This is a genomic window from Streptomyces sp. JLBJ103, from assembly GCF_058215575.1.
This window is the reverse complement of the sequence record NZ_CM177089.1, coordinates 8,275,586-8,287,576: the sequence shown is the minus strand read 5'-3', so window position 1 is coordinate 8,287,576 and position 11,991 is coordinate 8,275,586. Positions and strand designations below refer to the sequence as shown.

11 protein-coding genes are annotated in these 11,991 nt (G+C 69.7%); 8 read left to right on the top strand and 3 right to left on the bottom strand.

What is annotated here, in order from left to right; translation table 11 throughout:
* Positions 1-27 precede the first annotated feature (27 nt).
* From AC4BEG_RS35160 to AC4BEG_RS35130, 7 genes are all read left to right on the top strand, one after another.
* Positions 28-1,113, top strand: coding sequence for a MerR family transcriptional regulator (locus AC4BEG_RS35160; protein WP_490703728.1), 1,086 nt, complete (start codon positions 28-30; stop codon positions 1,111-1,113).
* Positions 1,114-1,353: 240 nt separating this feature from the next.
* Positions 1,354-1,614: an SGM_3592 family protein gene (locus AC4BEG_RS35155; RefSeq protein WP_490703727.1), complete on the top strand. Its 261-nt coding sequence runs from the start codon at positions 1,354-1,356 to the stop codon at positions 1,612-1,614.
* Positions 1,615-1,742: 128 nt separating this feature from the next.
* Positions 1,743-2,546, top strand: a complete 804-nt coding sequence (locus AC4BEG_RS35150) for an ABC transporter substrate-binding protein (protein ID WP_490703726.1) — start codon at positions 1,743-1,745, stop codon at positions 2,544-2,546.
* A 62-nt stretch (positions 2,547-2,608) separates the two neighbouring features.
* Positions 2,609-3,394, top strand: a complete 786-nt coding sequence (locus AC4BEG_RS35145) for an amino acid ABC transporter permease (RefSeq protein WP_490703725.1) — start codon at positions 2,609-2,611, stop codon at positions 3,392-3,394.
* A 5-nt stretch (positions 3,395-3,399) separates the two neighbouring features.
* Positions 3,400-4,245 (top strand): amino acid ABC transporter ATP-binding protein, encoded by an 846-nt coding sequence (locus tag AC4BEG_RS35140; RefSeq protein WP_490703724.1) that lies wholly within the window; start codon positions 3,400-3,402, stop codon positions 4,243-4,245.
* A 481-nt stretch (positions 4,246-4,726) separates the two neighbouring features.
* Complete coding sequence (locus AC4BEG_RS35135; protein WP_490703723.1) at positions 4,727-5,695, top strand: acetylxylan esterase; 969 nt, start codon at positions 4,727-4,729, stop codon at positions 5,693-5,695.
* A gap of 91 nt (positions 5,696-5,786) precedes the next feature.
* On the top strand, positions 5,787-6,926 hold the full coding sequence (locus tag AC4BEG_RS35130; protein WP_490703722.1) for a CaiB/BaiF CoA transferase family protein: 1,140 nt from the start codon (positions 5,787-5,789) through the stop codon (positions 6,924-6,926).
* A 23-nt stretch (positions 6,927-6,949) separates the two neighbouring features.
* Here AC4BEG_RS35130 and AC4BEG_RS35125 read toward each other — a convergent pair whose 3' ends face one another.
* A complete protein-coding gene (locus tag AC4BEG_RS35125) occupies positions 6,950-8,767 on the bottom strand; it encodes an ABC transporter ATP-binding protein (RefSeq protein ID WP_490703721.1) in 1,818 nt (605 codons plus the stop codon).
* A 138-nt stretch (positions 8,768-8,905) separates the two neighbouring features.
* On the opposite strand from AC4BEG_RS35125, the gene AC4BEG_RS35120 reads away from it, so the two are divergent.
* Positions 8,906-9,346 (top strand): MarR family winged helix-turn-helix transcriptional regulator, encoded by a 441-nt coding sequence (locus AC4BEG_RS35120; RefSeq protein ID WP_490703720.1) that lies wholly within the window; start codon positions 8,906-8,908, stop codon positions 9,344-9,346.
* A gap of 123 nt (positions 9,347-9,469) precedes the next feature.
* Here AC4BEG_RS35120 and AC4BEG_RS35115 read toward each other — a convergent pair whose 3' ends face one another.
* Positions 9,470-10,867: an alpha-amylase gene (locus tag AC4BEG_RS35115; RefSeq protein WP_490703719.1), complete on the bottom strand. Its 1,398-nt coding sequence runs from the start codon at positions 10,865-10,867 to the stop codon at positions 9,470-9,472.
* A 260-nt stretch (positions 10,868-11,127) separates the two neighbouring features.
* Entirely contained in the window at positions 11,128-11,868 is a 741-nt protein-coding gene (locus tag AC4BEG_RS35110; RefSeq protein ID WP_490703718.1) for a hypothetical protein, read from the bottom strand.
* Between the last annotated feature and the right edge of the window lie 123 nt (positions 11,869-11,991).

Sequence of the window (11,991 nt, the reverse complement as noted above, 5' to 3'; positions counted from 1 at the left end):
CGAACGCCCGGCTCGAGGAGGGTGGACATGGAGTTGCTGACGATCGGGGCATTCGCGCGAGCGGCGCGGCTGTCCGCCAAGGCGCTCCGCCGCTATGACGAGCTCGGGCTGCTGACGCCCGCCCGCGTCGATCCCTACTCCGGTTACCGCTTCTACGATCCGGCACAGCTGGAGCGGGCACGGCTGGTGGTCTGGCTGCGGCGTCTGGGCATGCCGCTGGCCCGGATCCGGGCCGTGTGCGAGCTGGAGCCCCGGGCCGCGGCCCGGGAGGTCCGCGCGTACTGGTCACAGGTGGAGGCGGACACGGCGGCCCGGCGGGAACTGGCCGCCTTCCTCGAGGACCATCTGTCCGGGAAGGACACCGCGATGTCTTCAGTTCACAGCACCCTGGGAATCCGCTACGCCGTGCTCTCCGACGCCGGCGCCGTCCGCGAGAGCAATGAGGACGTCGGTTACGCGGGTCCGCGGCTGCTCGCCGTGGCCGACGGCTTCGGCGGCGGACGGCATGCCGGCGAGGCGGCGATCGAGGCGCTCAAACCGCTGGAGGCGGAGGTGCCGGGCGGTCAGCTGCTGAGCGCGCTGGAGGACGCGGCACGGCGGGTGCATGAGTCGGTCAACGAACTCGCCGCGTCCGACCCGGCGCTGGCCGGGGTCGGGACGACGCTCACCGCACTTCTGTGGTCGGGCTCCGAGCTGGGTCTGGTCCACATCGGGGACTCCCGCGCCTACCTGCTGCGCGAGGGTGAGCTGTTCCAGATCACCCATGACCACACCCTGGTGCAGTCGATGATCGACGACGGGCGGCTCACCGAGGAAGAGGCCGCATCGCACCCCCAGCGGGCACTGCTGTTGCGGGCCGTGCGCTGCGGAGCGGACTTCGAACCGGACCTGGCGCTGCGGGACGCCCGGGACGGTGACCGCTATCTGCTGTGCTCGGACGGGCTGAGCGGGGTTGTGCCCAACGAGGAGATCCGGCGCGTCCTGGTCGCGCAGTCCGATCCGGGGCGGGCGGTCAGGGAGCTGGTCGCGCTCGCCCAGCGGGCCGGCGGGCCGGACAACGTCACCTGTGTGCTGGCCCATGTGGCGGAGCAGCACGCCCTGGCCTCGGCCTGAGCGGCCCGGCCTCCCCACCACGGCCCAGCCGCCCTCCTCATGGGGCGGCTGGGCCGCCCTCGCCGACCGGGGCTGCTGAGCGGGGTGACCATGATCACGACCCGTCGGACGCGGCGGTCGGCGCCCCGCCTGGTGGGCGTACACGGACGGCAGCGCCGGGACCGGAACTCGGCCGCCGCCCCACACGTTCCCCGTCCGAGGAAGTGTGCCCGAGCGGCACCGGCGGACGGGAGGTGCCCCGTGAGCACCGGATCCACGGATCGAGGACCCGAAGACAACGCGGGCAACGCAGACAACTCGGGCAATACGGACGGCTGGGACGATGTCGTTCTCGACGAGGATTTTGTGCGCGGAGCGGAAGTCTCCGAGCCCACCGCGCGGACCCGCATGCTGAGCGCGCGCTGGCGGCGCGGTGGGCCCGACCCCCAGCCCTGGCGCGCGGACGAGCCTCCGGCCGGGTGGTTCTGGAGCAAGCGCCGCAGGTGGCGGCGGCGTCGCTAGCCGCGGAGCCGTTATCCGCTCGCAACGCACACGGCGGGGACAACCGGGCATCACCGATGGCAGGATGCGCCCATCACACTGATCACGTGTTCGGTGGGGCCGTCCCCCCGACCATGTCCGGAGGTGCCGTGTCCGCTCGCTCCGCTCTGTCCGTCACAGCCATAGCTGCCGCTGTCGCCCTGCTGGCCGGGTGCACCAGTACCGCGTCGTCCGGGTCCGGCGGCTCGGACATCAGCCTGGTGCACTCCGGGAAGCTCACCACCTGCACCCACCTTCCGTATGCCCCCTTCCAGTCGAAGGAGGGCAATAAGGTCGTCGGATTCGATGTGGACCTGGTCGACTTCATCGCCTCGGCGCTGAAGGTGAAACAGGAGATCGTCGACACGCCCTTCGAGGGCATCCAGTCCGGTGAGGACCTCAACGCCAACAAGTGCGATGTCGCCGCCGCCGGAATGACCATCAACGAGGTGCGGGAGAAGAATCTCGACTTCTCCGCCCCCTATTTCGAGGCCACCCAGGCCCTGGTGACCAAGAAGGGCAAGCCCTACTCCTCGCTCGCCGATCTCAAGGGCAAGAAGCTGGCCGTCCAGCAGGGAACCACCGGCGAGGCCTACGCCCAGAAGAATGCCAAGGGCGCGGAGCTGGTCCAGTTCGAGGACCTCGCGCTGCTGCTGACCGCCGTCAAGACCGGACAGGTCGACGCGGGCATCAATGACAACGGCGTGCTCTACGACTACGTCAAGGACAACCCCGACACCAAGGTCACGGCCGAGTTCAACACCGGAGAGCAGTACGGCATCGCCGTGCGCACGGGCAATGACGCCCTCCGCAAGAAGATCAACAAGGTGCTGAAGCAAGTGCGGTCGGACGGCAGGTACGACCGGATCTACAAGAAGTGGTTCGGCACCGCGCCCAAGAAGTCCGCCAGCTAGGCCCTGCCCGCCGCGAACTGACACCAGCGAACCGCCATCGGAGCTGAGGAGTCCGCACAGATATGGCAATGACCCGTCGGCAGCGGGCGCGGGCGATACGGGCGGTGCAGTACGCCGTGCTCTTCGCCGTGCTGCTCGTCTTCGTCCTGGCCGCGGACTGGGGTGAACTGCGCCGCGCGTTCTTCGACGCGGAGGTCGCCCGGTCCCTGTTCCCCGACGTCATCACCACGGCCCTGGTCAACACCGTCGTCTACACCCTGCTCGGCTTCGGTTTCGGGCTGGTGCTGGGGCTGATGCTCGCGTTGATGCGGCTGTCCCAGGTGCCGCCCTACCGGTGGCTGTCGATCGCCTACATCGAGTTCTTTCGCGGGGTACCGGCACTGCTGGTCTTCATCGCGCTGGGCTTCGGTGTGCCGCTCGCCTTCCAGGTGGCCCTGGACCGCTACGTCACCGTGATGCTGGCGCTCGGGCTGGTCGGCGCCGCCTATATGGCGGAGACGATCCGCGCGGGCATCCAGGCGGTGCCCAAGGGGCAGATGGAGGCGGCGCGTTCACTGGGTATGTCCCACGGCCGGGCCATGGTCTCGATCATCATTCCGCAGGCGTTCCGGATCGTGCTGCCGCCGCTCACCAATGAGCTGATCCTGCTCACCAAGGACTCGTCATTGGTCTATCTGCTCGGCCTCTCCCTGGACCAGTACGAACTGTCCAAGTTCGGCCGGGACGCGCTCAACCAGCACCGCAGCCTCACCCCGATCCTGGTGGCCGGGGTGTGCTACCTGGTCATCACCGTTCCGCTGGGACATCTGGTGCGGCGGCTCGAGGCCCGTACGGCGAAGGCGAGGTGAGCAGGATGAAGGAACACAAGGGGCAGAAGGAGCAGAACGCGACGGCACAGCCTGACGGTGTTGCCATCCGGGTCGAGAATCTGCATAAGTCCTTCGGGGAGCTGGAGGTGCTCAAGGGGATCGACCTCACGGTCCGGCGGGGCGAGGTGGTGTGTGTGATCGGCCCCTCGGGATCCGGCAAGTCGACCCTGCTGCGCTGTGTGAACCTCCTGGAGGAGCCCACCTCGGGCTCGGTGACCGTGGCCGGGGCGGAGGTCACCGACCCGGACGTGGACATCGACCGGGTGCGGCGCAAGATCGGCATGGTGTTCCAGGCGTTCAACCTCTTCCCGCACCTCACGGCGCTGGAGAACCTCACCATCGCCCAGCGGCGGGTACTGCGGCGCGACAAGGCGGAGGCCCGGCGCATCGGCCGGGCCAATCTGGAACGGGTCGGTCTGACCGCCAAGGAGGACGCCTATCCGGCACAGCTCTCGGGCGGGCAGCAGCAGCGGGTGGCCATCGCGCGGGCGCTGTCCATGGACCCGGAGCTGATGCTCTTCGACGAACCGACCTCGGCCCTCGACCCGGAGCTGGTCGGCGATGTCCTCGCCGTCATGCGCGCGCTGGCCGACGAGGGGATGACGATGCTCGTGGTCACCCATGAGATGAGCTTCGCCCGGGAGGTCGCGGACCGGGTCGTCTTCATGGACGACGGGGTGATCGTGGAGGAGGGCGCTCCGGAACAGGTGGTGGCCGCGCCACGCCACCCCCGCACCCGGACGTTCCTCAACCGGGTGCTGGACCCGGCCGCGGCCCATGTCGGAGAGGTATCGGACAGCGGGCCGCACGACGCCCGGATCGACCACTGAGGAGCGCGGGGCCGCCGCCACGAATCCCGTTGCGCGGCCCCGCAACGGCGCTGGGGGCAGCCTGTTTGAGCGGTACTACGGCATCGACTGCCGGGCGATCGAGGCCATGGATCCGGCGAAGGGCCGGCGCTCCGGTCGAGCGTACGGCCACCATCCAGTCACTCACGCACGACTCCCGCTTCCCCGGCCATGTCGCCGACCGGCCGGCCCCCGCCCTGGCCGGACTGCGCCTGATCCACCGGGGCCGGGCGTTCTCCGCCGACGGCACCGCGCACAGGGGCCGCGCGCGGCGCTTCCCCGGCTGGACCACCGGCACCCACGCGATCTGACGCCGACCATCGGACGACTCCCCCGCGCGGTCGCCACCACCCCGGGGCACACCATGGCCGCGGTGCCGCGGTGTCCCCTTGACCAGCCCTTCGAACGCTGATCGGATACCCGGACGGCCGCTGGTGTACAGAAACTTCGGAGGTTCTGTCACGTGTTTGTCGATCTGCCCCTGGATCAGCTGCGCGCCTACCGTCCTCCGCTGCCCGAGCCCGAGGGTTTCGACGCCTTCTGGGAGCGCACGCTGGCCGAGGCGAACGCGGCGGACCCGGACGCGGTGTTCACGCCGTACGACGCGGGTCTGACGCGGGTGCACACCGATGCCGTGGAATTCTCCGGTTTCGGCGGGCACCGGATACAGGGTTGGCTGCTGGCGCCGCGGGACGCGGCGGGCCCGCTGCCGTGCGTGGTGCAGTACATCGGCTACCACGGCGGGCGCGGGCTGCCGCACAACTGGCTGCTGTGGCCGTCGGTGGGCTACGCGGTCTTCGTGATGGACACCCGTGGGCAGGGCTGGTCCCAGAAGATGCCCGGCGCCACCCCGGATCCGGCGGGCGGCACCGGACCGGAGGCACCGGGCATGATGACCAAGGGGATCCTCTCCCCGGACGACTACTACTACCGGCGGCTCTACACCGACGCCGTACGCGCGGTGGCGGCGGCCCGGACTCATCCGCTGGTGGACCCCGACCGGATCGTCGTCAGCGGCAACAGCCAGGGCGGCGGGATGGCGCTCGCCGCGGCCGGGCTGGTGCCGGGTCTCGCCGGAGCCCTGGTGGATGTGCCGTTCATGACGCACATCCGACGGGCGCTCGAGATCACCGACGCGGACCCCTACGGCGAACTGGCCCGGTTCTGTGCCGGGCAGCGCGATCTGGTGGACCAAGTACTCAGCACACTGGACCACTTCGACGGGCTCAACTTCGCGGTCCGCGCCCAGGCGCCCGCGCTCTTCTCGACGGCGCTGCGCGATGAGATCACCCCGACGTCCTGCGGTTTCGCCGCGTACCACCACTACGCGGGCGAGAAGGAGCTGAAGGTGTGGCACTTCAACGGCCATGAGGGCGGCGGCACCCATCAGCAGGCAGCGCAGATCACCTTCCTGCGGCGGCTGCTCGGCTGAGCCGAGCACTGTGGCGCCGCGCGCTGAGCCGAGCGCCGTGGCCCCGCGCGGGGAAGCCAGTGGCCTTTATCCGTATCCGAAGGAGTCATCCGTGCCCGCACAGCCGCTGGACGGCATCACCGTCGTAGCCCTGGAACAGGCCGTCGCCGCCCCGTACGCCACCCGCCAGCTCGCCGATCTGGGCGCGCGGGTCATCAAGGTCGAGCGGCCGGGGCGGGGCGACTTCGCCCGTGACTACGACCGCGCGGTGAAGGGGGCCTCGGCCTACTTCGTCTGGACCAACCGCGGCAAGGAGAGCGTTGTCCTCGACATCAAGCAGGACGCCGACCGGGCCGTCCTCGACGCGCTGCTCGCCCGCGCGGACGTCTTCGTGCACAATCTGGCGCCCGGGGCGGTGGACCGGCTCGGCCTCGGGGCCCGGACGCTGCGGGCCCTGTATCCACGTCTGATCACCTGTGCCATCTCGGGGTACGGCGACAGCGGGCCCTACCGGGACAAGAAGGCGTACGACCTGCTCATCCAGTGCGAGACGGGGCTGCTGTCGATCACCGGCAGTCCTGAGGAACCCGCCCGCCCCGGGATCTCGATCGCGGACATCGCGGGCGGGATGTATGCCTACACCGGGATTCTCACCGCGCTGTACGAGCGGGAACGCACCGGTGAGGGGACGGACTTGAGCGTCAGTCTCCTGGACGCGCTGGGCGAGTGGATGGGGCATCCGTACTTCACCCAGGAGTACGGGGGAACGCCCCTCGCCCGCAGTGGCGCCCGTCACCCGTCGATCTCCCCATACGGCGCCTACGCGTGCGGTGACGGCGCGCAGGTGTTCCTGAGTGTGCAGAGCGACCGCGAGTGGGTGGCCCTGTGTGAACGGGTGCTGCGCCGCCCTGAGCTCATCCGTGATCCGCGCTTCGCCGACAATCCGCTGCGCCGCGCCCATGACGAGAAGCTGACGGCCGAGCTGGAGGAGTGCTTCGCGGGGCATACCGCCGAGGGTCTGATCGCGCTGCTGGACGGGGCGGGTATCGCCAACGCCCGGCTGCGGGATGTCGCCGGGTTCGCCGCGCATCCGCAGCTGGCGGCCCGGGAGCGCTGGGGCGAGTTCAACTCCCCCGTCGGACCGCTGCGGGGACTGCTGCCCCCGGTCGAGGTGGCGGGGCGCCGGGCCCCGATGCGGCCCGTGCCCGAACTCGGCGAGCACACGGAGGCGGTGCGCGCCGAGTTCATGTGAACGCCCCGTTGCCAGGCCCTGTCCTAGACGACCGGGGCGGGTGACAACTGGGCGTCACGGCGTACCAGGGCGGCATAGCGGCCGTCCCGGGCCATCAGCTCCTGGTGGGTGCCGCGCTCGGCGATCCGGCCACCGTCGAGGACCACGATCTGGTCGGCGTCCCGCACGGTGGACAGCCGGTGGGCGATGGTGATGGTGGTGCGCCCGGCGGACAGGGCGTCGATGGCGTCCTGGACGGCCTGTTCGGTGCGGGTGTCCAGGGCGCTGGTGGCCTCGTCGAGGATCAGCACCGGCGGGTCGCGCAGAATCGTCCGAGCGATGGCGAGGCGCTGCTTCTCGCCGCCGGAGAACCGATAGCCCCGCTCGCCGACCAGGGTGTCGTAGCCGTCGGGGAGGGATGCGATGTGGTCGTGGATCTGGGCGGCCTCGGCTGCGGCCACGAGTTGTTCATGGGTCGCGTCGGGCTTGGCGAAGCGCAGGTTGTCGGCGATCGAGGCGTGGAAGAGATAGGTCTCCTGGGAGACCACGCCGACCGCGCGGGCGAGGGTGTCGAAGTCGAGGTCCCGGACATCGACTCCGTCGATCAGCACCCGGCCGCCGGTCACGTCGTACAGCCGGGGCACCAGATAGCTGAGGGTGGTCTTGCCGGAGCCGGTCGGGCCGACGACGGCCAGGCTGCCGCCCGCCGGAACGGTCAGCTCGATACCGCGCAGCGTCCCCCCGGCGGAGGCGGAGTCCTGGGAGTCGTAGTCGAAGTCGACGCCGTCGAAGTGGACTTCGCCGCGCACGCTCTCCAGCCGCCGGGGCTCGGCGGGTTCGGTGATGTCGATCGGCAGGTCGAGGTATTCGAAGATACGGGCGAAGAGCGCGAGGGAGGTCTGCACCTGGACACCGGTGGACAGCAGGCTCACCGTGGGCCGGAACAGCCCCTGCTGGAGCGAGACAAAGGCGACGAGGGTGCCGATGGAGATCGACGGGCCGCCCGTCTGGAGAGTGACTCCGGCGGCCCAGTAGATGACGGCGGGCATGGCCGCCATCACGATACCGATGGTGGACATCCGCCAGCGGCCCGCCATGCTGGAGCGCACCTCGAGGCCGACCAGGCGCTCGGACTCCCGGGAGAACTCCTCGGTGAGCGAGGCGGACCGGCCCATGGTGCGGCCGAGCAGGATGCCGCTCACCGACAGGGATTCGGTGACCATCGCGGACATCGCGGCCATCTGCTTCTGGCGCTGCGAGGTGATCTTCTTGCGCTCGGCGCCGACGCGGCGGCTGATCCAGACGAACAGCGGCAGCAGGAGCAGCGAGACCACGGTCAGCCGCCAGTCGAGGGCGAGCATGGCCACGACCGTGGCGACGACGCTGGTGAGGTTGGAGACCAGCGAGGTCGCGGTGGAGGTGACGGTGGCCTGCATCCCGCCGATGTCGTTGGCGATCCGGGACTGGACCTCGCCGGTGCGGGTGCGGGTGAAGAAGGCCAGCGGCATGCGCTGGAGCCGGTCGTAGACGGCGGCGCGCAGATCGTGCATCACCCGCTGGCCGACGGTGGTGGAGATGAGGGTCTGGAGCACTCCGAAGCAGCTGTTGACGACGGCCGCGGCGATCATGCCGAGGGCCAGGAGGGTCAGCAGTCCGGTGCGGCGCTCGGGGATGGCGGTGTCGAGGACCTCGCGCAGCAGGAAGGGTGAGGCCACCGAGACCAGCGCGGAGGCGGCGACGAGCAGACCGACCACGGCGAGACGGCTGCGGTAGGGGCGGAAGAGCCGGAGGATGCGCCGCACTTGGGCGGGGCGCTCCGGTTCGGCGGACGACGGGGTCCGTGACGCATCGTCGTGGTGCATGGGCTCCTTCTGGTGGCAGGGTCCGGCGGCGGAAGAGACGCGGCCGGGGACCGGGCGGTCCGGTCGTACGAAGCCACCGGAGCATAGCTCATTGTTACCTAAGCTCACAATGAACCTGGTCCTGATAGACTGCCGATCATGCCCGAGCCCGAGACCTCCGGCCTCCTGGCGGAGCAGCTGCTGCGCCTGACCCGGAAGCTGCACCGCGCCCAGAAGCTCCATTTGGAGCCCCTGGGTATCACCCCTGCCCAGTCCCGGCTGCTGCGCACCGTCGCACACACCGACGAGCCCCCGCGGATGGCGGATCTGGCGCAGCGGCTGGAGGTGGTGCCACGTGCGGTGACCACGCTGGTGGACGCCCTGGAGGCACATGGTTCGGTGCGCCGGGTACCGGATCCGACCAATCGGCGGGTGGTGCGCGTCGAGCTGACGGACACCGGCCGCTCGACGCTCCGGGCACTGCACGACGCGCGCCGGGCGGCCGCGGAGGACATCCTGGCGCCGCTCAGCCCTGAGCAGCGGGAGGTCCTCGGCGGACTGCTGGACACCCTCTCCACCACTCACGGCCGTCACTGCTGAGGCCGCGCACGACCGCCACCACTGAGGCCGCTCACGACCGGCCTTCCCGCGGCACCGCACGCACCCCGCGTACGTCGGGCGCGTACGCGGGGCGCTTGGGCGGGACCCGGAGCCGGCGGGCGTTCAGCCCTTGGCGCCGGTGTGCAGCGCCAGTGCGCTCTTGGCCGGAAGGGTGGTGCGCACCGTGCCGTCGCCGGCAACCGTCACCGTATGGCCGTCGCAGTGTTCCGGTGCCGCCTTGGCCACATTGCAGTAGGTACCGGCGGGAAGCGAGGTGCGGAAGGTCTCGCTCAGCTCGCCGTCGCCACTGTTGAGGGCGACGAAGCCCTTGTCGCCACGGCTGAAGGCGAGGGCGCTGCCGCCGTTGTCCCACCAGTCCTTCAGCTCGGCACCGGCGACCCGGTTGTGGAAGCCGACCATGCCGGTGATGTCGGTCCTGGCGTGAGTACAGGTCCAGCCGCTGCCGTTGCCGCAGCTTGCCGCGCCGCCCGCGGGCGGGCCCGCGTCCTTGTCGGTCCACTCGTAGCCGGAGTACACATTCGGCGAACCGTAGGGCGAGGCGAGCATGAAGACGTTGGCGAGGGTGTAGGACGCGCCGTCCTTGTAGGTGAGGGTGGAGCCGTTGCGCTCGGTGTCCCAGTTGTCGACGAAGGTCCGGGCCTTGTCGCCGCTCAGCTTGCCGTCGGCCACCGACTTCAGCTGGGCGATGTCCCCGCCCTGGAACGCGCTCTTGAGGTGGCCACCGTAGCGGAACTCGTCGACGTCGCCGATTCCGGTGTACTCCTCGGGCGAAACGGCCTCCCCCGCACCGTGGATGACCTCCGATACCCACAGGCCCGGGTCGGCCATCCTCCCCTTGATCGCGGCCAGGTCATCGGCGGCCATGTGCTTGGCGGCGTCGATGCGGAATCCGTCCACGCCCAGCGAGCGGAGGTCGCTGAGGTAACCGGCGATGACGCCGCGGACATCGTCGCTGCCGGTGTCGAGGTCGGCGAGGCCGACGAGTTCGCAGTTCTGGACGTCGCCGCGGTTGCCGTAGTCGGTGATGTCCTCGCGGCAGCCGTGGAAGTCCTGGTCCTGATACGTGCCCGGGTAGGTGTACTTGGCGTACGGCGTACCGCCGGTGCCGGTGCCCGAACCGGACGACATGTGGTTGATGACCGCGTCGGCGAGCACCTTCACACCCGACTGATGGCACGCGTCCACCATATTCCTGAAGGCGTCCCGGTCGCCGAGTCGGCCGGCGATCCGGTAGCTGACGGGCTGGTACGAGGTCCACCACTGTCCGCCCTGGATGTGCTCGGAGGCGGGCGAGACCTCCACATAGCCGTAACCGGCAGGGCCCAGTGAGTCCTTGCACGCCTGCGCGACCGCCTCGTACTTCCACTCGAAGAGGGTGGCGGTGACCGTCTTGTCGCCCGGTGGGGTGGCCTGGGAGGGCCAGGGGGCGACGGTAGTGGCGGCTGCTGCGGTGAGCAGCCCGGCCAGCGCTCCGCCCAGCAGACGGGACCGGTGTCGCATAAAGCGGCTCCTTCGGAATCCGGGCACCGAAGTGCCCACGAAGGCAGCCACGCGCCAGGCCACCGTGGGGGGAAGCGGAACTGCCGCACCGGGGGCGGTGGTTCCGGATGGCAGCCTGTCGGGCTGGCGCTGAACACGTCAAGACATGACGCAAATGTTTCCAGTCACTTGCAGAAACATTTTGCGCATGTGACGTACCTGTGTACGCACATCTGTCGTGAGCGACAGGACATATGTCGTGACGTCAGACGGACGGAGTCTCAGGCGGCCAGATGCGCCCTGTCCCCCATGACAACAACAGGGTGCTGCTTGGGGTCGAGGTTCTTCAGCAGATACTCCATGCCGGACTTGGAGATACTGACGCAAGCCGAGGTACCGCTGCCGTGGTCCATATGCAGCCAGATGGACCCGCCCTTGCGCTGCCCTTCGGGCCGCGTCGGATCCAGCGGTGAAGCGCCCTTGACGCGGTTGTAGTCAATCGCGATGACGTAGTTGAAGTCGGTCCAGTGCGACTCGGGCCAGGAGTGGGGCGCGGCGAAGGAGTTCGACGCGGTGTAGGGCAGCCGAGCGCCGGGGTCGGGCAGCACCCCGCCCGCGTCGCTGAGCGTGTAGACGCCCACTGGGCTGCGCTTGTCGCCCTCGTGATGGCTGGTCGTCCAGCCTCGCTTGCCGTTGTGCGCCGCCCAACTGCGGGTGCGCTCCCAGGACTTGCCCTGCTTGGTGTAGAGCACGACGGTGGAGTCCGCGGAGTTCACCCCTTCGCCGTAGACCGCGACGACCTGGCGGGCATTGGCCGGGATCCGGGACTGGAGGGTGTCGCCGACCTTCGGGATACGGGTGGGGTCCGGCGCGGACGCTCCGCCGTGCAGCGCCTGCTTCTTACTCTCATCACCGCCCTTGTTGCCACCGCTGTCACCGCCACCGCCGCAGGCTGTGAGGAGGAGCAGCGCGGCGGCGGTCGCGGCCGCGGTACGCATGGACATCGTGCCGGACATTCGCATGTCTCCCATGGTCCCATCCCGGCGCGGAGGCACCGCACGCGGATTGGCGTGTTCCCTGCTCCTTGAGGAAAAACCAGTTGAATTCGTACCCCTCGGAGGGCGACTCTGGCTCGTCTCTCCGCC